General features: G+C 76.2%; 22 protein-coding genes and 2 tRNA genes. 9 read left to right on the top strand and 15 right to left on the bottom strand.

The annotated features are described in order from the left end of the window. Nucleotide 1: 1 nt before the first annotated feature. From ACQEU6_RS06155 to ACQEU6_RS06145, 3 genes are all read left to right on the top strand, one after another. Nucleotides 2-793 (top strand): SDR family NAD(P)-dependent oxidoreductase, encoded by a 792-nt coding sequence (locus tag ACQEU6_RS06155; protein ID WP_499329616.1) that lies wholly within the window; start codon nt 2-4, stop codon nt 791-793. Nucleotides 794-1,010: 217 nt separating this feature from the next. Further along, entirely contained in the window at nt 1,011-1,379 is a 369-nt protein-coding gene (locus ACQEU6_RS06150; protein ID WP_499329615.1) for a hypothetical protein, read from the top strand. Between the two features lie 381 nt (nt 1,380-1,760). After that, nucleotides 1,761-3,164 carry an MFS transporter gene (locus tag ACQEU6_RS06145; RefSeq protein ID WP_499329614.1) on the top strand — a complete coding sequence of 468 codons (1,404 nt, stop codon included), beginning with the start codon at nt 1,761-1,763 and terminating at the stop codon, nt 3,162-3,164. On the opposite strand, the gene ACQEU6_RS06140 is transcribed toward ACQEU6_RS06145, so the two are convergent. The 10 genes from ACQEU6_RS06140 to ACQEU6_RS06095 form a co-directional block, all read right to left on the bottom strand. Then, nucleotides 3,161-3,634, bottom strand: coding sequence for a TIGR00725 family protein (locus ACQEU6_RS06140; RefSeq protein WP_499329613.1), 474 nt, complete (start codon nt 3,632-3,634; stop codon nt 3,161-3,163). The genes ACQEU6_RS06145 and ACQEU6_RS06140 overlap by 4 nt on opposite strands. 7 nt (nt 3,635-3,641) lie before the next feature. Then, on the bottom strand, nt 3,642-3,941 hold the full coding sequence (locus ACQEU6_RS06135; protein ID WP_499329612.1) for a 4a-hydroxytetrahydrobiopterin dehydratase: 300 nt from the start codon (nt 3,939-3,941) through the stop codon (nt 3,642-3,644). Between the two features lie 62 nt (nt 3,942-4,003). Further along, entirely contained in the window at nt 4,004-6,091 is a 2,088-nt protein-coding gene (locus ACQEU6_RS06130; RefSeq protein WP_499329611.1) for an ArnT family glycosyltransferase, read from the bottom strand. Between the two features lie 14 nt (nt 6,092-6,105). Beyond that, nucleotides 6,106-8,214, bottom strand: a complete 2,109-nt coding sequence (locus tag ACQEU6_RS06125) for an ArnT family glycosyltransferase (protein WP_499329610.1) — start codon at nt 8,212-8,214, stop codon at nt 6,106-6,108. Continuing rightward, complete coding sequence (locus ACQEU6_RS06120; protein WP_499329609.1) at nt 8,211-9,518, bottom strand: bifunctional glycosyltransferase family 2/GtrA family protein; 1,308 nt, start codon at nt 9,516-9,518, stop codon at nt 8,211-8,213. Before ACQEU6_RS06120 ends, ACQEU6_RS06125 begins: the two co-directional genes overlap by 4 nt. Nucleotides 9,519-9,609: 91 nt before the next feature. Next, nucleotides 9,610-11,103 carry a HAMP domain-containing sensor histidine kinase gene (locus tag ACQEU6_RS06115; protein WP_499329608.1) on the bottom strand — a complete coding sequence of 498 codons (1,494 nt, stop codon included), beginning with the start codon at nt 11,101-11,103 and terminating at the stop codon, nt 9,610-9,612. Continuing rightward, nucleotides 11,100-11,837, bottom strand: a complete 738-nt coding sequence (locus ACQEU6_RS06110; protein WP_499329607.1) for a response regulator transcription factor — start codon at nt 11,835-11,837, stop codon at nt 11,100-11,102. Before ACQEU6_RS06110 ends, ACQEU6_RS06115 begins: the two co-directional genes overlap by 4 nt. An 85-nt stretch (nt 11,838-11,922) precedes the next feature. After that, complete coding sequence (locus tag ACQEU6_RS06105) at nt 11,923-13,068, bottom strand: hypothetical protein (RefSeq protein WP_499329606.1); 1,146 nt, start codon at nt 13,066-13,068, stop codon at nt 11,923-11,925. A 117-nt stretch (nt 13,069-13,185) separates the two neighbouring features. After that, nucleotides 13,186-13,776 (bottom strand): hypothetical protein, encoded by a 591-nt coding sequence (locus tag ACQEU6_RS06100; RefSeq protein ID WP_499329605.1) that lies wholly within the window; start codon nt 13,774-13,776, stop codon nt 13,186-13,188. Next, nucleotides 13,773-14,195, bottom strand: a complete 423-nt coding sequence (locus tag ACQEU6_RS06095; protein ID WP_499329604.1) for a hypothetical protein — start codon at nt 14,193-14,195, stop codon at nt 13,773-13,775. The genes ACQEU6_RS06100 and ACQEU6_RS06095 overlap by 4 nt, the downstream gene beginning before the upstream one ends. A gap of 286 nt (nt 14,196-14,481) precedes the next feature. Between ACQEU6_RS06095 and rsgA the strand changes: the two genes are divergently transcribed. Further along, nucleotides 14,482-15,603: a ribosome small subunit-dependent GTPase A gene (gene rsgA, locus ACQEU6_RS06090; protein WP_499329603.1), complete on the top strand. Its 1,122-nt coding sequence runs from the start codon at nt 14,482-14,484 to the stop codon at nt 15,601-15,603. Further along, on the top strand, nt 15,600-16,115 hold the full coding sequence (locus ACQEU6_RS06085) for a GNAT family N-acetyltransferase (protein ID WP_499329602.1): 516 nt from the start codon (nt 15,600-15,602) through the stop codon (nt 16,113-16,115). The genes rsgA and ACQEU6_RS06085 overlap by 4 nt, the downstream gene beginning before the upstream one ends. Nucleotides 16,116-16,228: 113 nt before the next feature. On the opposite strand, the gene ACQEU6_RS06080 is transcribed toward ACQEU6_RS06085, so the two are convergent. Continuing rightward, nucleotides 16,229-17,065: an ABC transporter permease gene (locus ACQEU6_RS06080; protein WP_499329601.1), complete on the bottom strand. Its 837-nt coding sequence runs from the start codon at nt 17,063-17,065 to the stop codon at nt 16,229-16,231. Beyond that, the gene (locus tag ACQEU6_RS06075; RefSeq protein WP_499329600.1) at nt 17,062-18,060 is read right to left on the bottom strand and encodes an ATP-binding cassette domain-containing protein; all 999 of its coding nucleotides are present in this window, start codon (nt 18,058-18,060) and stop codon (nt 17,062-17,064) included. The genes ACQEU6_RS06080 and ACQEU6_RS06075 overlap by 4 nt, the downstream gene beginning before the upstream one ends. A gap of 94 nt (nt 18,061-18,154) precedes the next feature. Here ACQEU6_RS06075 and ACQEU6_RS06070 point away from each other — a divergent pair, with 94 nt between their 5' ends. Continuing rightward, complete coding sequence (locus tag ACQEU6_RS06070; RefSeq protein WP_499329599.1) at nt 18,155-18,880, top strand: TetR/AcrR family transcriptional regulator; 726 nt, start codon at nt 18,155-18,157, stop codon at nt 18,878-18,880. Between the two features lie 66 nt (nt 18,881-18,946). On the opposite strand, the gene ACQEU6_RS06065 is transcribed toward ACQEU6_RS06070, so the two are convergent. From ACQEU6_RS06065 to ACQEU6_RS06055, 3 genes are all read right to left on the bottom strand, one after another. After that, nucleotides 18,947-20,281: a WD40 repeat domain-containing protein gene (locus tag ACQEU6_RS06065; protein WP_499329598.1), complete on the bottom strand. Its 1,335-nt coding sequence runs from the start codon at nt 20,279-20,281 to the stop codon at nt 18,947-18,949. Between the two features lie 68 nt (nt 20,282-20,349). Then, nucleotides 20,350-20,425 (bottom strand) — tRNA-Arg (locus tag ACQEU6_RS06060). Nucleotides 20,426-20,465: 40 nt separating this feature from the next. Then, nucleotides 20,466-20,538 (bottom strand) — tRNA-Cys (locus tag ACQEU6_RS06055). 352 nt (nt 20,539-20,890) lie between these two features. Here ACQEU6_RS06055 and ACQEU6_RS06050 point away from each other — a divergent pair. From ACQEU6_RS06050 to ACQEU6_RS06040, 3 genes are all read left to right on the top strand, one after another. Beyond that, nucleotides 20,891-22,351 carry a benzaldehyde dehydrogenase gene (locus tag ACQEU6_RS06050; RefSeq protein ID WP_499329597.1) on the top strand — a complete coding sequence of 487 codons (1,461 nt, stop codon included), beginning with the start codon at nt 20,891-20,893 and terminating at the stop codon, nt 22,349-22,351. A 61-nt stretch (nt 22,352-22,412) separates the two neighbouring features. After that, a complete protein-coding gene (locus ACQEU6_RS06045) occupies nt 22,413-22,661 on the top strand; it encodes a hypothetical protein (RefSeq protein WP_499329596.1) in 249 nt (82 codons plus the stop codon). Between the two features lie 149 nt (nt 22,662-22,810). Continuing rightward, nucleotides 22,811-23,158, top strand: a complete 348-nt coding sequence (locus tag ACQEU6_RS06040; protein WP_499329595.1) for a hypothetical protein — start codon at nt 22,811-22,813, stop codon at nt 23,156-23,158. Nucleotides 23,159-23,204 lie beyond the last annotated feature (46 nt).

The following is a 23,204-nucleotide window of genomic DNA, read 5'->3' as shown; positions in this document are numbered from 1 at the left end:
CATGAGCGACCGTCCGTCTCCCGTCCCGTATCTGTCCGAACTGTTCTCGCTGGAGGGCAGGGTCGCGGTGGTGACGGGCGGCAGCTCGGGGATCGGCCGGGCGATCGCGGGGGCGCTCGCGCGGGCCGGGGCGTCGGTGGTGGTCGTGGCGCGGCGGGAGGCGGAGCTGGCGGCGACCGTCCGCGAGCTGGAGGGGCACGGCTGCCGGGCCGCGCCGGTGAGCGCCGACCTGGGGTCGCGGGACGCGGTCGCCGCGGCCGCCGACGCCGCGGCGTCGGCGTTCGGCGAGCCCGACATCCTGGTCAACGCGGCGGGGGTGAACCTGCGGCCGCCGATGGACGAGCTCGGCGCCGACGTGTGGGACACCACGATGGCGGTGAACCTGGACGCGCCGTTCCTGCTCGGGCAGCGGTTCGGGCCGGGGATGGCCGAGCGCGGCTTCGGGCGGCTGATCCACGTCGCCTCGCAGCAGGCGTTCCGCGCCTCGGTGACCAGCGGCGCCTACGGGGTGTCCAAGGCGGGACTGGTGGCGCTGGCCCGGTCGCAGGCCGAGGCGTGGTCGAGCCGCGGCGTGACCGCCAACGCCCTGGTCCCGGGCTTCGTGATGACGCCGCTGAACGCGCGCCTGTCGTCGGACCCGGTGAAGGTGCGGGCGCTCGCCGAGCGGACGATGGTCGGCCGCAACGGCCTGGCGGAGGACTTCGCGGGCGCGGCGGTGTTCCTGGCCTCGCCGTCGGCGGCCTACGTCACCGGCCAGTCGATCTTCGTCGACGGCGGCTTCTCCGCCCACTAGAGCGCCCCGCCTGCGGGAGACGCGGGAGACGCGGCCCTCGCACGGGGTCGTTTCGGCGCTCCCGCGGCCTGGTCGTCGGTGCGGAAGGGCTCCGGCAGCGGGATCGAGGTGTGGCCGCGGGCCTTCGGCCGTGCACGGCCTAGTCCAGCCCTGGTCATCAAGGGCTGCTCCGGAGGCATCCGGAGCTCGGAACCAACGACCGAAAGGTCGTGATCATATGTGCAAGTCCAAGCACGCCGTGGACCACCCGGCGGGGTTAGGGGGCTTCCTCTCGTGCCTTATCGCGGCTCTTGCCGCGGGAGGCGCCTGGGGCGCTCTGATCGACAGCCTGAACGGCGGCATCGACGATCCCATCGGAGACGGTGCGCTGAACGGCGTCATCGTCGGCGCCGTCTTCTTCCTTCTCCTCACCTGCGTCGTGGCCGCCTGGCAAGTCTTAGGCGACGTGAAGACCAGCAGGTGGAACAAGCGCCGCGTGGGCGCGCGGCACCGCAAGGCCGCGTCCAAGCGCCGGAAACAGGAACGGCGGGACCGCCAGAACTGGAAGCGTGAGCTCCAGAAGCGGGCCACTGAGCCTCCAGTGTGACCGGGGCGTAGCCCAACAGTAAGGAGCGGCCCCCCGGGGCCGCTCCTTCATGTGAGGCGCGCCGGCGGCCCGGCCGTGTTCCTCGGCCTTTGCCGATGGCCCCCTGGGCGGCATCGCCGCCCGGCCGCCCGTCTCGCGCCCGGATCCGTGAAGCGCTCTCTGGGCTGATGGCCGGGGGTTCAACGGCGGGTTGAGGGTTGCCGGCGCTCAGCCCTGACGAACGGGCCGCGAGCGGCGGGAAGTCTCCGGGACGACTTCAACGGAACGCTGGAAGTCATGGATGTCGGAGACAACACGACGCAAGTGACGGCGAGCGCCGGCGACGCGCCCGGTGACAGGCGAGGAGGCGCGCCGAGGCGGCGGTGGCGGACGCTGGCGGTGGTGAGTGCCGCGCAGCTGCTGGTGGTCCTGGACGGGACGATCGTGAACATCGCGCTGCCGTCGGCGCAGCACGCGCTCGGGATGTCGGACGGGGACCGGCACTGGGCGGTCACCGCCTACGCGCTGGCCTTCGGGGGGCTGCTGCTCATCGGCGGCAGGGTCAGCGGCGTGCTCGGCCATCGCCGCGCCTTCCTCATCGGGGTGGCCGGTTTCGCCGCGTCGTCCGCACTGGGCGGCGCGGCGGTGGACCCCCTGATGCTGTTCGGGGCGCGGGCACTGCAGGGCGGCTTCGCCGCCGTGCTCGCGCCCGCCGGGCTGTCGCTGCTGGCGACCACCTTCACCGAGGCCCGCGAACGCGGCCGGGCGTTCGGGGTCTTCGCCGCGGTCGGCGCGGGGGGCTCGGCGATCGGCCTGATCGCCGGAGGTCTGCTGACCGAGTACGCCGGCTGGCGCTGGTGCCTGTACATCAACGTGCCGATCGCGCTGCTCGCCGCGCTCGGCATCACGCTGGTACCCGCGGACCGGCCGATCGCCGGCCGGGGGCGGCTGGACGTCGCCGGTGCGCTGCTGAGCCTCGCCGGATTCGCCGCGGTCGTGTACGGGTTCACCCGGGCAGAACCGCTGGGGTGGGGCTCGGCCGAGGTGCGGGTGCTCCTGGCCGGCGGGACGGCGCTGCTGGCCGCGTTCGCCGCGGTCGAGATCCGCGCGGCCGAGCCGCTGCTGCCGATGCGGGTCCTGCTGCACCGCGGCCGCGCCGCCGCGTTCTGCGCCATCGTCCTGATGTTCGTGGCGATGTTCGGCTTCTACCTGTTCATGAGCTACTACACCCAGACGGTGCTGGGCTACTCGCCGGTCCGGGCCGGCCTGACCTTGATCATCAACGCGCTGGCCACGCTCGTGGGGTCCATGCTCATCGCCGGGAGGCTCCACGGCCGCGTCCGGCCCGCGGCGGTGATCGTGCCGGGCCTGCTCACCGCGGCCGCCGGGATGCTGGTCCTGACCCGCCTGTCCGCGGCGGGCACGGACGTGTTCGCCCTCGCCCTGCTTCCCGCGATGGTGCTCACCGGGCTCGGCCTGGGCTGCGTGATGCCCCCGACCGCCGGCCTGGCCACCGAGGGCATGCGCGGGCACGACATCGGGGCCGCGTCGGCCGCCTACAACGCCGCACAGCAGCTCGGAGCGGCTCTGGGCACCGCGCTGCTGAACACCGTGGCCGCCAGCGCGACCGCGGCCTACCTGGCCTCCCGCCCGCACCCGCGCCCGGCCGCGGCCGCGGTGCACGGCTACACCACCGCGTCGACGGTCGGGTGCGTCATCCTGCTGGCCGCCGCGTGCCTCACCCTCGCACTGTTCACGACACGGCGGGCACGACCGCGTGCGCCGCGCACCGAGGCGCGGGGCTAGGGCCACAGGCCGGTGGCGCGGACGGCGGCCGCGGGGTCGGCGGCGTGCACGATGCCGCCGACGGGCCGCCCGTCCTCGTCGTGGACGCGCCAGCCGCCGAGCTGGACGACGGGGAGGCGCCCGGCGCGCATGGCCAGGGCGACCTCCGACAGCGTCCCCCAGGAGCCGCCGACGGCGATGACGGCGTCGGCCGAGTTGACGATGACGTTGTTGCGGGCCTGGCCGAGGCCGGTGGGGACGGCGATGGTGAGGTCGGGTCCGGCGGCGGCGCGGTCGGCGGCGGGCAGGATTCCGACCACGACGCCGCCGCCGGCGCGGGCGCCGGCGGCCGCGGCGGCCATCACCCCGCCGTGCCCGCCGCACACGACCACGGCACCGCGCCCGGCGAGGATCCGTCCGGTCTCGTAGGCGTCGTCCCACTGGCGCTCGGTGCACTCGCCCGGCCCGCACACCGCCACCTGCACGGCCATCGCGGCGCTACCCGGCGCCGTGCCGGGCGGCGATCCGGTCGATCGTCGCGGCGAGGTCGAAGTCCTTGCCGGTGAGGCCGCCGGCGCTGTGGGTGGACAGGGCGAAGGTCAGGGTCCGCCAGCGGATGTCGATGTCGGGGTGGTGGTCGGCGTCCTCGGCGGCGCGGGCGACGTCGGCGACCACCTCGATCCCGGCCGGGAAGGAGGGCGCGGTGACCTGCCTGCGGATACGGTCGCCGTCCCGGCTCCAGGCGGGCAGGCCGCGCAGGCGGTCGGCGACGTCGGCGGCGTCGAGCGTGTCGGCCATTGGGGTCACTCCCTGGTCGCTGATGCCGTTCTCCTCTGTCCCTTCCCGCTGCGGCGCCCGGGTCACCCCGCGCCGGGGGTCAGGTCGTACAGGACGGTGCCGCCGACGGTGGCGGGGGTGTAGTTCGCGGCGACCCACGCGCTGATCTGCTGGGCGGCGTCGCTGCCGGTCGCGGCGCGCGTCCCCGGGCCGGCGCCGCGCGCCCGGCCGCCTCCCTGGCCGCGGTCTCCGCCGACGAAGTAGTGGATTCTTCCTTGGCGGGCGAGGCGCTGGAACTCGGCGAGGGTGGGGGCCGGGTCGGTGCCGTTGAACCCGCCGACGGCCATCACGGGCCTGCCGGCGGCGAGCTGGTATCCGGCGGCGGTGTTGGATCCGACCGCGGCCGCGGCCCAGGTGAAGGAGTCGGCGCCGGTCTTGAGGGCGGCGGTGACGGCGGCGTCGGGGGTCCCGGCGTTCAGCAGTCCGCCCGGGCCCCCGCCCGGTCCCGCTCCTGGCCCTGCTCCTGGTCCTGCCGAGCCGGGGCCGCCGCCGGGCCGGGGGCCCGCGGGCATGCGCCCGGCGGTTCCGGGGCCCTGGGGCGGCGCCGCGGCGGGGCCGCGCGCCCAGCCGCCGGGTCCGGCGCCTCCGGGACGCCGGCCCGGGCCGCCGCGTCCGGGGCCGGGGCCGGTGGAGGTGGCGGGGCCGGCGGTGACGATGGCGCCGGTGTGGGGGGTGCGGACGGTTTCGGCGGCGTAGGCGGCGGGCCCGGCGAGGCAGGCCAGGACGGCCAGGGCGGCGGCCGCGGCGAGGACGGGTCCGCGCAGCAGCCGCACGGCCGCCAGGGCCGCCGCGGCCAGGAGCCCGGTGGCCGCGACAGCGGGCGCGAGCCAGGGGTGCCAATCCGGGGACCGGCCGAGCAGCACGTAGGCCCACAGGGCGGTGATGGCGACGGTCGCCGACAGGACCGCGGCGGCCTCGGGGGCGCGGCGGCGTTCCCACAGCAGCGCGGCGCCCATGCCGGTGAGCGCGGCGATCGCAGGGGCGAGCGCGACGGTGTAGTACTCGTGGAAGATGCCCTGCATCCAGCTGAAGACCGCGGCGGTGAGCAGGAGCCACCCGCCCCACAGCGCCAGGGCGGCGCGGGCGGGGTCGGTGCGGGGCGCGCGGCGCGTCGCCCACAGCCCGGCGGCGAGCAGGACGAGCGCGGCGGGCAGCAGCCAGGAGACCTGGCCGCCGATGACGGACCCGAACATGCGGCCCCATCCGGCGTCCTGGTCGAGGTTGCCGAGGCCGCCGGTCTCCTCGCCGTTGAGGCGTCCGAGGCCGTTGTAGCCGAGGGCCAGTTCCAGGACGGAGTCGTGCTGGGACCCGCCGATGTAGGGGCGGGCGGAGGCGGGCACCAGCCCGACGGCCGCGACCCACCATCCGGCCGAGGCCAGCAGCACTCCCCCGGCGGCGGCCAGCTGCCACAGCCGCCGCCGCCAGGGCGCGGGCGCGGCGAGCAGGTAGACCAGTGCGAACACCGGCACGACCAGGAACGCCTGGAGCATCTTGGCCAGGAACCCGGTGCCGACGCAGGCGGCGGCGAGCAGCAGCCAGCGGGTGCTCGCGGTCTCCTGGGCGCGCAGCGCCGCGTAGGCGCCGAGGGTCAGCAGCAGCACCAGCAGGGCGTCGGGGTTGTTGAACCGGAACATCAGCGCCGCCACCGGCGTCAGGGCGAGCGCGGCGCCGGCGAGCAGGGCCGCCCAGGCGGGGAAGCGGCGCCGGACGGCCGCGTGCAGGGCGGCGACGGTGCCCACGCCCATCAGCGCCTGCGGGACGAGGATGCTCCAGGCGTTGACGCCGAACACGCGGGCGGCCAGGGCCATGGGCCACAGCGCGGCGGGCGGCTTGTCGACGGTGATGGCGCTGGCGGCGTCGGAGGAGCCGAAGAAGAACGCCTTCCAGCTGGTGGCGCCGGCCTGGACGGCGGCGGAGTAGAAAGCGTTGGCCCATCCGGACGCGCCGAGCCCCCACACGTACAGGACGCCGGTCGCGGTGAGCAGGGCCAGCAGCGCGGGCCGGGCCCAGGCGGGGTCGGCGGCGGGGCCGCGCAGCAGCCTCTTGGGGAGGCCGCCCCACCCGCGCGGGGTGCGGGGCGCGGGCGGGGCGGCCGGGATCGTGGTGGTCATCGTGGTTTCCCTGTTCAGCCGAGCTTGTACAGCTGGGCGCCGGTGGAGCCGGTGGCGGAGCCGGTGGCGCTGCCTCCGTAGTCGCCGGCGTCGACGGGCGTCGCGTTCTTCTGGACCCAGGCGGTGACGGCGGTGTCGCCGCCGCCGGGGCCCATGCGGCCGCCGAGCAGGATGTAGCGGAGCTTGCCGTCCTTGACGTACTGCTGAAGCTTGGCGACGGTCATGGCGGGGTCGCTGCCGGTGAAGCCGCCCATGGCGATGACGGGGCGCCCGGTCCGCAGGATGATCGAGGAGGCCTCCTGGGCGCTGGAGACGGCGACGAGCCAGGTGGCGCCGCCCTGGTTCTTCTCCAGGTAGGAGATCATCTGGGTGTCGACTCCGCTCCCGGGGCCACCGCCGGGGCCGCCGCGGGCGCCGCCCCCGCCGGGTCGCTGGCCGCGTCCGTCCGCGGCGCGTCCGTCCGGTGCCTGCCCGTTCTGGCCGCCGGCCTGCCCCGGGGGCGCCTGCCCGCCGGGGAACTGCCCGCCGGGTGGCCGTCCGCCGTTCATGGCGGGGGGCGCGCCGCCGCCGGGGAAGCCTCCGGGCCGGCCGCCCGCTCCGCCGAAACCGCCGCCGGAGGCGGGTCCCGCCAGGGGGTTGGTGCCGTTGGAGGTGGTGGAGGCGGCCGAGACGGCGTAGGCGCCCGGGCCCGCCAGGCCCGCGGTCACGGCGAGGGCGAGGCCGGCGACGGTGGCGCGCGTCCCGGCGCGGGGGACGGCCCGTCCGGCGATCAGGGCGGCGACGGCCAGGGCGGTGGCGGCGGCGACGGCCCACCGCAGCCACGGGTTCCAGGACGGTGTGCGGTCCAGCAGGACGAACGCCCACGCTCCGGTGGCGGCGACGCCCGCGGGCAGCGCCCATGCCCAGGCCCGCGACTCGCGGTGGGCGCGGGTCAGCAGGACGGCGCCGGCGCCGGTGAGCGCGGCGATCGCGGGGGCCATGGCGGTGGAGTAGTAGGGGTGGAAGGTGCCCTGGGCGAAGCTGAACACCACGTAGTGGACAGCGAGCCATCCGCCCCACAGCAGCAGCGCGGCGCGGGCGGTGTCGGTGCGGGGGCGGCGGCGCAGCAGGACCAGGCCGGCGGCCAGGGCGAGGACGGCGAAGGGGATGAGCCAGGAGATCTGGCCGCCGAGGATGTCGTTGAACAGGCGCCCGGCGCCGGACTGGCCGCCGAATCCGCCGCCGCCTCCGGGGCCGCCGCGGCCGCCCGGGCCGTTGCCCTGGCCGAGGATGCGGCCGAGGCCGTTGTAGCCGATGACCAGGTCCCAGGCGGTGCCGTCGGTGCTGCCGCCGATGTAGGGGCGGGACCGGGCGGGGACGGCGTCGACCAGCAGCGTCCACCAGAGGGAGGACGCGGCCAGGACGGCTCCGGCGGCGAGCAGGTGCCCGACGCGGCGGACCGGGCGGGGCCGCGCGGCGACCAGGTAGGCCAGGGCCAGCGTGGGGACGACCAGGAACGCCTGGAGCATCTTGGTGTTGAAGCCGCATCCGACGAGGAACGCCGCGAGCAGCAGGGGCCGCAGCCGGCCGGTGTCGACGGCGCGCTGGCAGGCCCAGGCGGCGGCGACCAGGAACAGCACCAGGAGGGTGTCGGGGTTGTTGTCGCGGTTGATCGCGACGGTGATCGGGGTGAGGGCCAGGACGGCGGCGGCGGTGAGCGCGGCGGCGTGCCCGAACGCGCGGCGGACCGTGGCGTACAGGACGGCGACGGCGGCGACGCCCGCGGCGACCTGCGGGAGCAGCAGGCTCCAGGTCCCGAATCCGAGGACGCGGGCGGTCAGTCCCATGGCCCACAGCGCCATGGGGGGTTTGTCGACGGTGATGTAGGAGCCGGCGTCCAGGGCGCCGAAGAAGAACGCCTTCCAGCTCTGGGTGCCGCTCTTGACGGCGGCGGAGTAGTAGGAGTTGGCGTCGCCTGCGGCCGACAGCCCCCACGCGTACAGGGCGGTGGCGGCGATCAGGACCGCCCACAGGGCGGGCCGCGCCCAGCGCGGGTCGCCGCTCGGGCCGAGGAGCAGGCGGCGGGCGCGGCCGCGGGGCGCGGCGTGCCCGGCGGCGGGCGGCGGTGTGAGGGTGGAGGTCATGCCGTGGTCCCTCCGGTGTTCTCGTGGGCGGGCGCGGTCCCCGGGGCGGGCTGGTGGCCGAGGCGGCGGGGGTGGAAGATCCAGGCGCGCATGAGCAGGAACCGCACGAGGGTGGCCAGGGCGTTGGCGGTGACCAGGGCGGCGACCTCGACGGCGCGTCCGGCGCCGGGCGCGGCGGCGTGCAGCAGGGCCAGGCCGCCGGTGCTGAGGGCCAGGCCGAGCAGGAACGCGGCGCCGCCTTCGAGCTGCTGGCGCAGTGCGCGGCGGTTGCCGGTGACGCCGAAGGTGAAGCGGCGGTTGGCGGCGGTGTTGCCGACGGTGGTGACCACCAGGGACAGGGCGTTGGCCCACAGCGGCCCGAGGAAGAGGCGCAGCACGACGAACAGGATGAGCTGGGCGAGGGTGCTGAGGACGCCGATGACGGCGAAGGCGGGCAGCTGGCGGGCCATGCCGGCGGGGAGCGCGTCGGCGGCCCGGTCGGCGGCGGCGGGGCCGGGGCGGCCGCCGACGGGGGCGCGGAACGCGCCGGTGAGCATGCGGCGGGCGACGCGGGCCATGCCGCGCAGGTCGTCGCGGGCGGTGCGCAGGACGTCGACGCGGCTGTCGGGGTCGTCGACCCAGTCGACGGGGACCTCGTGGATGCGCAGCCCGTTGCGTTCGGCGAGCAGCAGCAGTTCGGTGTCGAAGAACCACTCCTCGTCCTCGACGGAGGGCAGCAGCGCCTGGACGATCTCGGTGCGGGCGGCCTTGAAGCCGCACTGGGCGTCGGTGAAGCGGGCGGCCAGCGCGGTGCGCAGCAGCAGGTTGTAGCAGCGGGAGATGATCTCGCGGCGGGGGCCGCGGACGACGGCGGAGCCGCGGGTCAGGCGGGAGCCGATGGCCAGGTCGCTGTGGCCGGAGATGAGGGGCGCGACCAGCGGCAGGAACGCGTCCAGGTCGGTGGACAGGTCGACGTCCATGTAGGCGACGACGTCGGCGTCGCTGGTCCCCCACACGTGGCGCAGCGCCCGGCCGCGGCCCTTGTCGCGCAGGTGGACGGCGCGGACGCGGGGGTGGCGGGCGGCCAGGTCGCGGGCGATGGGCCAGGTGGCGTCGGTGCTGGCGTTGTCGGCGACGGTGATGCGGAACGGGTAGGGGAGGTTGTCGGCGAGGTAGGCGTGCAGGCGCTGGACGCTGGCGGCCAGGACGCGTTCCTCGTTGTGGACGGGGACGACCACCTCGACGAGCCGGCCCCGGCCGCCGTGGTCGTGCGGCGGCGGGGGCGGCGCGGCGGGCGTGCCCGGTTCGGTGATGAGGTGACTCATGGGACCGAGGTTCGGGGGCCGGTGTGGGAGGGCGGTGAGCCGTGTCTTAACGCCGCATGAGAAACGCGCCGGGCCGCGCCGGGCGGGGCGGTCAGTCGCCGGGGGCGGTGGTTCCGGGCAGGTGGACGCGGGCGAGGGTGCCGCCGCCGGGTGCGGGTTCCAGGGCGACGGTTCCGCCGCATTCGGCGACGACGCGCGCGACGATGGACAGTCCGAGCCCGGAGCCGGGCAGGCTGCGGGCCGACGGGGAGCGCCAGAACCGCTCGAACACGTGCGGCAGGTCGGCGGCGGGGATGCCGGGCCCGTCGTCGCGGACGGTCAGTTCGCCGGCGTCCAGGTCGACGGCGACGGTGCCGCCGGGCGGGCTGAACTTCACGGCGTTGTCCAGGAGGTTGACGATGGCGCGTTCCAGGGAGGCGGGGTCGCCGTGGACGTGCCAGGGCCGGGTGTCGCAGGTGATGGTGAGGCCGGGGCCGCGCAGCCGGGCGCGTTCGACGGCGCGGTCGAGGACCTCGTGCAGGGCGACGGTCTCGCGGACGGGCGCGGTGTCGGCGGGGCGGGCGAGTTCCAGCAGGTCGCCGACGAGGCTGGACAGTTCCCGCATCTGCGCGCGGACGCTGGCCAGCAGGTTGCGGCGGGTGTCCTCGGGCAGGTCGCGTCCGGCGGCCTCGGCGCGCAGCAGCAGGTCGATGTTGGTGCGCAGGCTGGTGAGGGGGGTGCGCAGCTCGTGGCCGGCGTCGGCGATGAGCTGCTGCTGGCGTTCGCGGGAGGCGGCCAGGGCGGCGGTCATGGTGTTGAAGGAGCGGCTGAGCCGGGCGATCTCGTCGGTGCCCTCCTCGGGGATGCGGGTGGCGAGGTCCTCGGTGCGGGCGATGTGCTCGACGGCGCCGGTGAGCTCGTCCACGGGCCGCAGCGACGCGCGGGCGATCATGAGGCCGGCGGCGGCGGACACCAGGACGCCGAGGGCGGTGACGGCGGTGAGCAGCAGCGCGAGGTTGTCCAGGGGTCCCTGCACCTCGTCGAGGGAGATGGCGTAGGAGACGGCGGCGGGGGTGCCGTCGGGCAGCCGGAACGAGCGGGTGAGGACGCGGACGCCGTCCTCGGTTCCGGAGGCGGTGACGCCGGTTCCGTCGTGGTAGGCGTGGTCGCGTTCGCCGCGGGCGACCTGCGCGTCCTGCGCGGTGACCTCCAGCGCGCCGGCGCCGGGGACGGTGCAGCGCCGCCCGTCGGCGCGGACCAGCTGCATGATCTCGTAGGGGCCGGGCGGCGGGTTCTGGGCGCCGGTGCCGGTGGGCTCGGACCGGCAGGCGGCCAGGATCGCCTCGGGCCGGCGGGGCAGGCGGGGGTCGTGGAAGAGGGGCTGCCCGTCGCGAGGGCCGCCGTCGCGGGCGCCGGGCGGGCCGCCCGACACCGCGCCGAGGCGGCGGTCCAGTTCGCGGTACAGCTGGTTGCGGGTGAGCAGCCAGCCGGCGCTGGCGCAGGCGGCGACGGCGAGCGCGACGGCCGCGGCGGTGAGCAGCGCCATCCGGGCGCGCAGCGTGAGCCGGCGGGTGATCCGCCGGGTGACGGGGGCGCGGGTGCTCACGGGGACGCCGCCGGGCGCAGCACGTAACCGACGCCGCGGACGGTGTGGACCAGGCGCGGCAGCCCGCCCGCCTCGGTCTTGCGGCGCAGGTACATCACGTACACGTCCAGGGAGTTGGAGGCGGGTTCGAAGTCGAATCCCCAGACGGTCTCCAGGATCTGCTCGCGGGTGAGGACCTGGCGGGGGTGGGTGAGGAACATCTCCAGCAGCATGTACTCGGTGCGGGTCAGTTCCAGGGTGCGGCCGGAGCGGGTGACCTCGCGGGTGAGGGTGTTCATGCGCAGGTCGTCGAAGGCCAGGTCGTCGCCGGGGGCGGCGCCGGCGGGGGCCGCGGGGGCGGCCATGGCGGCGCGGCGCAGCAGGGCGCGGACGCGGGCGAGGAGTTCGTCGAGGTCGAAGGGTTTGGCGAGGTAGTCGTCGGCGCCGGCGTCCAGTCCGGTGACGCGGTCGCCGACCATGTCGCGGGCGGTGAGCATGAGCACCGGCATGGTGGCGCCGAGGGCGCGCAGCCGCCGGCAGGCGGTGAGGCCGTCCATACGGGGCATGAGCACGTCGAGCACGACCAGGTCGGGGGTCTCGCGCTCGACCTGGTCCAGGGCGGCGACGCCGTCGGCGGCGCCGGTGACCCGGTAGCCCTCGAACTCCAGGCTGCTGGTCAGCGACTCGCGGACGGCGGGTTCGTCGTCGACCACGAGGATCCGCGGGGGCGGTGTGTCCTGCGCGCCGGGTTCCATGTACTCACGGTAGACAGCGCCGGTGGGCGGCCCGGCCACCGGCGGCCGTTTCTCATGGTTCTTTCAGAATCTTCTGAGGGGCGGTTCAGCGTCCGGGGCCGGTGTCGGCGCCCGTTTCGGAGGTGGGGTCGGCGGTGGCGTCGGCCCACGCGTCGCCGCCGCCCGCGGCGGTGCCGGTGGTTTCGGCGGTGGTTTCGGCGGTGGCCTTGATGACGACGGCGGTCGCCGCGGCGGGTCCGGCCGGGGCGGGGCGGGTGGCGGTGGTCCAGGTGGTCTTGGCGACGTCGACGACGACGTCGCGGGACACCTCGACGATGATGCCGCGCAGGGTGTCGCGCAGGGCGAGCTTGAGGGCGTCGCGGAGCAGTTCGCGCAGGACGGCCTCGACGGCGGCGGTGGCGGCGCGGGCGGCCAGGTCGCGGGCGGTGCGGGCCAGGGCGCTGCCGGCGGCGGCGGTGAGAAGCCCGGCGGCGGTGCGGGCGGCGCCGCGCACGGCGGGGTCGCGGCCGGCGCGGGAGGCCAGGTCGGCCAGCGGCGCCAGGTCGGCGGCGGCGCCGGTGCTCTCGGCGGCGGACTGGGCGGTGTCGCGCACGGCGGCGGCCAGGTCGCGGGCGGCCTGCTCGGCGGTCTGGCGGACGACGCGGGCGACGACCTCGCGGCCGGCGGCCATGAGGGCGTCCACGGCGGCGTCGGCGACGGTGTCGACGGCGGCGTCCACGACCGTCCGGGTGGCGGCCTGCACGACGGGGGCGGCGGCGGTGCGGCCGGCGACGTCCAGGGCGGTGGCGGTGGCGGCGCGGGCGAGGGGGCTCTGGGCGGCCAGGCGGCGCGCGGCGGCGGCCATGGGGTGGCGGGCGGCCTGTTCGGCGAGGGTCATCGCGGCGGTGGCGGCCTCGAACGCGCCGGCGGTGGCGGGGTTGGCCGCGGCGGCGGCGCGGGCCTCGGTGACGGCGCGTTCGGCGGCGGCGCGGGCGGCCTTGACGGCGGCGTCGCGCGCGGCCTGCTCGGCGGCCCTCATCACCGGGGTGCCCGACACCTGCGCCAGGATGCGGTCGGCGGCGAGCGCCGCCGCGCCGCGGGCGGCGTCGCGGACCGGTTCGCTCGCGGTGGCGATCCGCGCGGCGGCCGGTGCCAGGCCGTCCCAGATCTCCTGCACCCGCCGGGCGGCGGCCCGGTCGGCGCGGTCGAGCCCGGTCGGCCGGTCGTCGTTGTCGTCCACGTCGTCGGTCACGCCCCCTCCTCGCGATCCCGCCCCCAAATCACCATAACTGCCGAACAGTGTCGTCAGTTCCGGTCGCCGTGGCGCGGTCGGCCGTCGGCGCGCCGACGCCGCGTTCCGGCGGGGCGGTCAGCGGCCGCAGGACGGGCAGGGGGTGCGGGTGCGGCGGGCGTAGGCGCGGGCGGCGGCGGCCATGCCGGCGCCCCAGACGAAGTAGGCGGGGACGGCGACCCAGAAGAACGCCTCGGGCAGGTCGAGGCCGCCTTCGGGCGGGAACGGGGCGCGGCCGTTCAGCCGCTCCCAGGCCATCTGCAGCAGCATCAGCCCGAAGTAGACGACCAGACCGGCGGAGATCGCGGCGCCGGGCCACAGCACCAGCCGGCGCGGGACGCCGCGCCCGGCCAGGCCGGGCGCCCAGCGCGGCCAGGTCCGCCCGAAGGGGTGGACCAGGGCCAGGGGCAGCAGGCAGCCGCCGAGCACGAACCCGGCCTCGAACAGCGTCGCCGAGGCGCCGCCCGCCAGCGGCGACTCGGCGAACCCGACGACGGCCTGGGCGGCGATGCGGGTGAGGCATCCGGCGACGGCGAGGTAGGCGGCCCCGTACGCCCACGCGGGGGTGCGGGTCAGGGCGCCGGCGGCGGACGCGGGGCGCGCGCAGGCGGCGCAGGCCGGTCCGGTGCGGGTGCGGGCGGGGTAGGCGCGGGCGGACAGCGCCGTCATGGCCCCGGCGGCGACGGCCGCGGCCCGCGACAGCGCGCCGAGGGGTGGAACCCCAGGCCGAGGCCGGGCAGGATCGCGCCGACCACGTCCAGCAGGAGCATCGCGCCGGAGGCGATCAGGCACGCCGCGGCGGTCCAGGCGGCGCCCGCCAGCGCCAGGCGCGGCACGCGGGCGAGGCGGTCGGCGCGCGGGAGGGCGAGCGCGGCCAGGGCGAGCGCGGCGGCCCCGCACAGCGCGACGCTCCCCCATCCGGTGAAGACGACGAGGTCGGTGCCGATGGGCGACATGTCGTGCGGCTGGTGGCCCGCCGCCCAGTACGCGCGCAGGGCGCCGTAGGCGGTGGCCCAGGCGAGCGCGGCCGCGGGCAGGCGGCGCCCCAGGGCGCTCGGTGAGAGGCGTGCGGAGAGCGTGGTGGCCATGGCCACGATCGTGGCCGCGGCGGGGCGGGCGGGGCCTCCCCACCGCGGCCGAGGATCCTCCCCCGCGCGGGGGAGGGAAATGCGCTTGGCCGGGCGGGGGCGGGCCGGTAGAGTCCGGGGCGGAACCGGAAAGGGGGATGAGGACGTATGGCCGTCGCCGTGGTCGCTGCTGTCCGCAGCAGCACTCAGCCCGTCCTCTTCTCCCGGGCCACCGGCTGATCGTCCTCTTTCGCGCCGCCTGCGGCGCCGTCACGCCGGGGCCCCTTCACGCAAGGGTTCCGATCCGTTGTCTTCCTCTTTCACGGGGTCGTCTCCTCTGGCCGCCTACGGCTGGGACGACGCCCTGGAGCACGAGTTCACCTCTCACCGCGCGGCGGGGCTGATCCCCGCGCGGGTGGCCGCGGTCGACCGCGGCCTGTGCGACGTGGTCACCGAGCACGGCCCGTCGCGGGCCTCCGCCGGGGCCGCCCTGTCCTTCCTGCCGGCGTCGTCTCCGCCCGCCGGGCCGGGCGGTGATCCGGTGGCGGCGCCGTGCACGGGCGACTGGGCGGCCCTGCGCGCCGGCGGCCCGGACGGGCGGCCCGCGGTGGCGGCGCTGCTGCCGCGCCGGACCGCGATCGTGCGGGCGTCGGCGGCGCGGGATTCGCGCGGCCAGGTGCTGGCCGCCAACGTCGACGCCGTCGCGGTCGCGGTGTCGCTGGCCGCCCCGCTGGATCTGGGGCGGGTCGAGCGGCTGCTGGCGCTGGCCTGGGAGAGCGGGGCGCGGCCGGTGGTCGTGCTCACCAAGGCCGACCGGGTCGCGGACGCGGCCGGGCGGTGCGCGGAGGTCGCCGCGGCCGCGCCGGGCGTGGACGTGGTGGCGTGCAGCGCCGCGACCGGTGAGGGCGTGGACGCCGTCCGCGCGGTCCTGCCGGGGACGGTGGTGCTGGTCGGTCCGTCGGGCGCGGGCAAGTCCACGCTGGGCAACGCGCTGCTGGGCGCCGAGGAGCTGGCCACGGGCGCGGTCCGGGAGGCCGACGGCAAGGGCCGGCACACCACGGTGCGGCGCGAGCTGCTGCCGCTGCCGGGCGGCGGCGTCCTGATCGACACGCCGGGGTTGCGCGGCGTGGGCCTGTTCGAGGCGTCGCGGGGGCTGGAGCGCGCCTTCGCCGACGTCGAGGAGCTGGCCGCGCGGTGCCGGTTCGGGGACTGCGCGCACCGGTCCGAGCCGGGCTGCGCGGTCCTGGCCGCGGTCGAGGACGGGGAGCTGCCGCGCCGCCGCCTGGACAGCTACCGCAAGCTGCTGCGCGAGAACGCGTGGGCGGCCTCGCGCACCGACCGGCGGCTGCGCGCCGAGCGGGAGGACCGCACCAAGGCGATCAGCAGGTGGCAGCGGCAGATGTACCGGGAGCGGGGGCGGGACCGTTGAGCTGGACGACCAGGCCGGAGGCGGCGGGCGAGCGGGGCGCGGTCCGCGCGGTGGTGCGGGCGGCGTTCCCGACCGGCGCCGAGGCGGATCTGGTGGACGCGCTGCGCCGGGACGCGGCGTGGGTGCCGGGGCTGTCGGTGGTGGCCGTGGACGGGGGCGGCCGGGTGGCCGGGTACGCGCTGGCGACGCGGTGCGCGGTCGGCGGTGCGGGCGCGCTGGCGCTGGCTCCGGTGGCGGTCCTGCCGGACGCGCAGGGGCGCGGCGGCGGCGGCGCGGCCGTCCGGGCGGTGCTGGAGGCGGCGGCGGTCCGCGCGGCGGCCGGCGGCGAGCGGCTGGTGGTGGTGCTCGGGCATCCGGGGTACTACCCGCGGTTCGGGTTCGCGCGGGCGTCGCTGCTGGGCGTCGGCGTGGCGTTCGAGGTGCCCGACGAGGCGCTGATGGCGCTGGTGCTGGACGGGCCGGGCCCGGTGCCGTCGGGGACGGTGCGGTACCCGGCGCCGTTCGGCGTGTGACCTGCTGAGCCCCTGGCCGGCCGGGCCCCGTGCGGGGCGCGGCCGGCCAGGGTCGTGGTGCGGCTTTCCGCCCGCGGCGCGGGCTTCCGGGCCGCGGGGTCGGCGGGGTGGGGTCAGCGGCCGCGGGTGCGGTAGGTCCGCACCGACAGGGGCGCGAACACCGCGAGCAGGAGAAGCGCCCAGCCGATCGTGGCGGGGACGGGGTGGGCGAGGGGCCAGGCGAGGTCGCCGGCGGGGGCGCCGGGGTTGCCGAACAGTTCGCGGCAGGCGGCGGTGAGGGCGCTGACGGGGTTCCATTCGGCGATGACCTGGAGGACCTTGGGCATGCCGCCGGTGGGGACGAAGGAGTTGGACAGCATGGTGACCGGGAAGACCAGGGGGATGAGCTGGTCGGCGGTCTGCTCGTTCTTGACGACCAGGCCGAGGTAGCAGCCGGCCCAGCTGAGCGCGTACCGCATCAGCGCCAGGAGCAGGAACGCCTCGGCGGTCTGCCAGGCGCCGTTGTGGGCGCGCCAGCCGACGACCAGGCCGGCGACGGCCATGATGAGCATGCCGAGGACGCCGTTGAGGATCTCGGCGCCGGTCTGGCCGAACGGGACGGCGGCGCGGGCCATGGGCATGGAGCGGAACCGGTCCATGACGCCGCGGGAGGCGTCGGTGGCGACGCGCATGGTGACGGCCATGGTGGAGGTGAAGGTGACCATGGCGAACAGGCCGGGCATCAGGTACTCGCGGTAGTTGCCGCCGCCGGGGACGGAGATGGCGCTGCCGAACACGTAGCCGAACAGCACGACCATGACCGCGGGGAAGATCAGGGCGGCGATGAGCTCGCCGGGTTCCTGGCGGATGCGGCCGAGTTCGCGGCCGATGAGGGTGAGGCCGTCGGCGAGGGCCCAGCGCAGGCGTCCGGCGCGGGCGCCGGGGTCCGCGGGGGCGGTGAGGGCGGTCATCGGACGGTCTCCTTGCTGCGCTCGGCGGGGTCGGCGGGCTCGGTTCCGGGCGCCCGTCCGGCGGGGTCGTCTCCGGTGAGGCGCAGGAACACCTCGTCGAGGGTGGGGCGGCGCAGGGCGACGTCGCCGACGGCGACGCCGGCGCGGTCGAGTTCGCGGACGACGTCGGCCAGGCGCGGGGATCCGGCGGTGAGCGGCACGGTGAGGCGCCCGTCCTCCAGGGCGGGGTGGCTGCCGGTGAGGGTGTGCAGGAGCGCGGCGGCGCGGCCGGCCATGGCGGGGTCGTCCAGGGCGACGTCGAGGCGGTCGCCGACGGAGGCCTTGAGCCGGTCGGGGGTGCCGGTGGCGATGACGCGGCCGTGGTCGATGACGGCGATGTCGTCGGCGAGCCGGTCGGCCTCTTCCAGGTACTGGGTGGTGAGCAGGACGGTGGTGCCGCCCTCGACCAGGCCGCGGACGGCGTCCCAGATCTCGCCGCGGCTGCGGGGGTCCAGGCCGGTGGTGGGCTCGTCCAGGAACAGCACCTGGGGGCGCAGGATGAGGCTGGTGATCAGGTCGAGGCGGCGGCGCATACCGCCGGAGTACCCGGCGACCTGCCGGTCGGCGGCCTCGGCGAGCCCGAACCGCTCCAGCAGCTCGTCGGCGCGGCGGTGGGCCTCGCGGCGGGGCAGGTGGTAGAGGCGGCCGAACATGCGCAGGTTGCCGCGTCCGGTGAGCTTCTCGTCGACGGCGGCGTACTGGCCGGCCAGGCCGATGCGGGCGCGGACCCGGTCGGGCTCGCGGGCGACGTCGTGGCCGGCGATGCGGGCGTGCCCGGCGTCGGCGTCGGCGAGCGTGGCCAGGATCCGCACGGCGGTGGTCTTGCCCGCGCCGTTGGGGCCGAGGACCCCGCAGACCGTGCCGGCGGGGACGGCCAGGTCGAGGCCGTCCAGGGCCTGGGTGTCCCCGAAGCGCTTGCGCAGCCCCTCGGCCACCACGATCGGTTCGTCGGTCACGACCCCTCCTCTGGGTACGATGTACGCAACTACGGTAGACAACTGGGTACGTCGTACGCAACTAGGATGCTCGGGAGCGTCACGAGGAGGTCCGTTGACAGACGGCGAGCGGCACGTCAGCATCTGGTCGGTTCCCGAGCGGCAGGGCCGGGGGCCGCGCCCCGCCTACAGCCGCGCCCAGATCACCGAGGCGGCGATCCGCATCGCCGACGCCGAGGGCCTGGAGGCGGCCTCGATGCGCCGCATCGCCGCCGAGCTCGGCACCGGCGCGATGTCGCTGTACCGCTACGTGCCCTCCCGCGACGACCTGATCGAGCTGATGGTCGACCACGTCCTGCTGGAGACCGACATCCCCGAGCGGCCGAGCGGCGACTGGCGCGCCGACCTGACGCTGATCGCCGAGAACACCCGCGCGGTGTGGCGCGGGCACACCTGGCTGGTGGGCCTGCACCGGCCGCGCGCCGCGTTCGGCCCCAACCGGCTGCGGCTGACGGAGTTCGCCTTCGGCGCGCTGGACGTCGGCATCCCGATCGACGACATGGTCGCCCTGCTGGAGATGCTGAACGGCTACGTCGAGCGCACGGTCCGCAGCGAGATCGAGTGGATGCGCGAGCTGCGCCAGAGCGGGATGACGCCCGAGCGCTGGATGCTGCACAGCGCCCCCTACGTCCGCGAGCTCCTCGACAGCGGCAGGTACCCGATGTTCGAGCGGATCGTGAAGGACGCGCGCCTGCCCCACATGTCCGGGGAGGAGCAGTTCCGGTACGGGCTGGAGCGCGTCCTGGACTGCATCGCCGGCGCGCTGCCCGGCCCGCCGTGACCGGCTCGGCCGCCGCCGCGCCTCTCCCCGACGGCCCGTGGGGGACCTGACGGTGCGGTCAGCGGGTCAAGTACCAGGCGTTGCCGCCGGCCGGCCGACTCCGAAGCACGTCGTTCTCCCGCCGCGGATGATGCTCTGCGTCGCCACCAGCCACCGCCCGTCGGGAGACCAGTGGGCGAACGTGCCGGGCAGCGGTATCTCCACGAGGACGTCGCCGTCCGCGAGCCGGATCACGGTCAGCGCCGTCTCGCCGCCGACGGCGAGGTAGCGTCCGGTCCGATCCACGGCGAGGGAGCGCACCGGTTCGGGGCCGCAGGACGCGTCCGACCGGTACCCGTTCTTGATCGTCTCGGTGATGGCGGCCGTCTTCGGATCCACGGCCAGGATGTCACCGGCGGCCGCGATGTAGAGCTGGGATCCGTCCCAGTTGAACGCGGCGGCAGTGGGAACCGCGGGGATCGCCGGCGATCGGCGTGCCGCGTCGTCGTCGATGACGATCATGTCGTCCGCCGATCGGCTCAACCGGCGGCGCCCGTCGGCGGAGCGGGCCATCCACCGGTGCGGCGGCGGCGCCACCACCGCGCCCCTGTCCATGTCGTACGCCCAGGACGGGGAATCCGGAGCCTGCGGCTGCAGCACGAGCACCGGCCGCCCGGGCGACCAGTGCACCGACGGGGCGGACACCCCGGAGGGGACGCGCAGCCGTTCGGCCCACCCGGGGACGTCGTAGACGACCAGCTCACCTGCGCCGCTGGTGACGGCGAGCCATCGACCGTCGGGTGAGAGAGCCGATCCGCCGGCGGTCTGCGCCCCGGCCTCGTCATCGTCGTCGTGGTCCACCGTGAACACCTCGAAGGTGGCGGCGGGTGGGCGAGGGTCCGGCACGTGTGGTGCGTCCTCCGGGCGCAGCCGGTCGGCCTGGGTCGGATACGAGGTGGTGGTCCACTTCTGGCCCGGGCTCAGGTGCGCCAGCCAGCGGGGATCGGTCACCCGCACGTCGTAGTCGGTTTGGACCAGCAGGTCTTCGTCGCTGAACCAGTCCAGATCGTAGAACCTGGTCGGCAGGTCGGCGATGTCGGTCTTGGTGAACGGCACGTTCCTCGACCCCACCGCTTCGAACCCCTCGATGAACCGCCAGGTGTTGCCGTCGACCCAGTCCTCGTCGAGGATCTCCTCCAAGCCGACGTGCTCACCCAGCGGTCCGCCTTCCCCGAACCGGGTGTCGGCCTCGTCCCACAGCACGCGCAGGAAGAAGCTCGCATCGCCGTCCAGCAGGGCCTGGTCGTACTCATCGGCGTCGTAGTACGTCACGAAGACGCGCAACCGGACCAGGCGCTTTTCCGGTTCCAGCTCCATGACGCGGATCCCGTACAGGTCTGTACTGATCACGACCCCCGTCACGATCGAATTGTCCGACACGAACACCGATGATCATATGACGGGCTCCCGGCCCGCGCCGGTCTTCCCGGTGGCCTCCCCGGCAGGGATCGAACCTGCGGCTTCCGGCTTCGGAGGCCGGCGCTCTGTCCGCTGAGCTACGGGGAGTGGGGTCCCGTCCCCAGGGTGACAGCGGGGACGGGACGGGAGACGCCGGTGGGATTCGAACCCACGTGTGACGGTTCTGCGGACCGCCGCCTGAACCGCTCGGCCACGGCGTCGCGGGACCGGCCCTGCCCGGGCCGGTGAGGTCATGAGGGGCGCCCCTCGGACGCGGGGGCGCAGGGGTCAGCGGTTCGTCCGGCCGCCGGTTCGGGGCCGGGCCGCGGGTCGCGCGCCGCGACAGCGGGTCATCTGCGGTCCCTCCCCTCCCGTGCCGTGGGCCCGCCTCCGCGTGGCCCGTTGCGAGTGCCGTGCGATCAGAGTGCCCCGGCCGGGCCGGGTGCCGCAACGGGTTTTCCGCTTCTCCGCGCCGGAGGGTTTTCACTGAGCGGAACGATGATGTTCCGGCGCATGGCTCCCGTGGTGAGGGTGGGGGTTCCGGCGCGGCACCCCTTTTCGCGAGGAGGAACGATGACGTTGCTCGACCCGAGCGCGTGGACCGGGAAGATCTTCGACGGCGGCTGGGCGGCGGCCGGGGACGGCGGCGTGTTCGAGGTGACCGAGCCCGCGACCGGCGCGACGCTCGGCACGCTGGGCGAGGCGGGCGCCGCGGACGCGGCGCGCGCGGCGCGGGCCGCGGCGGCGGCGCAGCGCGACTGGGCGGCCCGCACCTACGAGGAGCGCGCCGCGGTGCTGCGCGCGGCGGGCCGGCTGCTGGAGGAGCACGCCGCCGAGATCGGCGACTGGCTCGTGCGGGAGGCCGGGTCGATCCCGCCCAAGGCGGAGCTGGAGACGCGTTTCGCGGCGAGCCTGTGCCACGAGTCCGCGGCGCTGGCCTCGCACCCGCAGGGGCTGGTGCTGCCGTCGGCGCAGCCGCGGTGGAGCCTGGCGCGGCGCCGCCCCGCCGGGGTGGTGAGCGTGATCTCGCCGTTCAACTTCCCGCTGATCCTGGCGATGCGGTCGGTGGCGCCGGCGCTGGCGCTCGGCAACGCCGTGCTGCTCAAGCCGGACCCGCGCACGGCGGTGTGCGGCGGGGTGGCCGTCGCGCGGATCTTCCAGGAGGCGGGGCTGCCGGAGGGGGTGCTGCACCTGCTGCCGGGCGGCCGCGAGGCCGGGCGGGCGGTCGTGGAGGCGCCGGAGGTGCGGGTGGTGTCGTTCACCGGCTCCACCGCCGCCGGGCGCCGGATCGGCGAGGTGTGCGGGCGGCTCCTCAAGCGCGCCCACCTGGAGCTCGGCGGCAACAACGCGCTGATCGTGCTGCCGGGCGCGCGGATCGCCGACGCGGTGTCGGCGGGCGCGTGGGGCGCGTTCCTGCACCAGGGGCAGATCTGCATGACCTCCGGGCGGCACCTGGTGCACGAGAGCCTGCACGCCGAGTACGTGGCGGCGCTGGCCGACAAGGCCGACCGGCTCCCGGTCGGCGACCCGGCGGCCGGCCCCGTCGCGCTCGGACCGATCATCGACGCCGGGCAGCTCGCGCACGTCGACGAGCTGGTCCGGGCGACCGTCGCGGCCGGGGCGCGGCTGGCGGCGGGCGGCACCCACGAGGGCCTGTTCTACCGCCCGACCGTGCTGGACGAGGTGACGCCCGACATGCCCGCCTACGCGCAGGAGGTGTTCGGGCCGGTCGCGCCGGTGGTGCCGTTCTCCACGCCGCAGGAGGCGGTGGAGCTGGCGTCGGCGACCGAGTACGGGCTGTCGCTGGGCATCCTCGGCGACGTGGGGCAGGCGATGAGGATCGCCGACGCGGTCCCGGCGGGCCTGGTCCACATCAACGACCAGACGGTCAACGACGAGCCGGTGGCGCCGTTCGGCGGGGTCGCGGCGTCGGGCAACGGGTCGCGGTTCGGCGGCCCGGACGCCAACATCGAGGCGTTCACCGAGACGCAGTGGGTCACGGTCCGCGGCGAGATCGCCACCTACCCCTTCTGATCCCTCTGCCCCTCTGAACTCCCGCACCCGCCCGCGTAGGGTCGGCGCCGAGGGAGGAGTGATGGGCCGCGACCCGGAGTACCTGGCGTTCCTGCGGGCCCGCCTCGCCGCGCCCGGCGGGACGGGACGCACGGTCGCCGACGCCCGCCGCGAGCACGCCGCCGACCTCGCCCGCTCCCCGCGCCCGCCCGTCGACACCGTGGCCGACCTGACGGTGCGGGGGCCCGCTCCCCGCCCGGCTGTACCGGCCCGCGCGCCCGCCGAGGGCGTCGCGCGGATCGGCGCCGCCGTGCGCCGCGCCCTCACCTGACCCGCCACCGACCCGGATTACGGACGTACCGAGCACCTCGAATCATCGGCCCTGAATACGCCTATCGCGCCGTTTAGCCTGCGGGGCGCGGGAAATCACTAACGCACGAACCTTTGCCGGAACTCAGCCGACGCTCGAGGAGAGGCAAGTTGTACCAGACCCACGAGCTGCGCCGCGTCCGGACCGGCGAGACCGGGATGGAAGAATGGGCCTGTCCCACGTGCGGCCGCCGCCTGCTGCTGCGCTGGCCGCCCCGCTACCACAAGACCATCGTCGAACCGGGCGACGAGCGCGCCTGCCACATCGGCAGCTCCGACGACATCACCGAATCCGTGGCCGACGACGCCCGCGACCTCGCGGGCGCCACCGCCCCCGGCGCCGCCGACACACCCCTGACCGGCTGGCGGCCCAACCCCCGGCGATGGCTCCGCGAAACCGCCGTCGAATCCCTGGAGAGCCGCGGCCGCACCCGCCTCAACCCGCCCGAACCCGTCTGACCCCAGCGCCCCGACCCTGACCCGCCCCGCCCGGCCGTCAGGCCAG

This window comes from Spirillospora sp. CA-108201 (genome assembly GCF_050936235.1).
Lineage (GTDB): Bacteria > Actinomycetota > Actinomycetes > Streptosporangiales > Streptosporangiaceae > Spirillospora.
The sequence above is the reverse complement of the archived record's forward strand: the minus strand, read 5'-3'. Positions and strand labels throughout refer to the sequence as shown.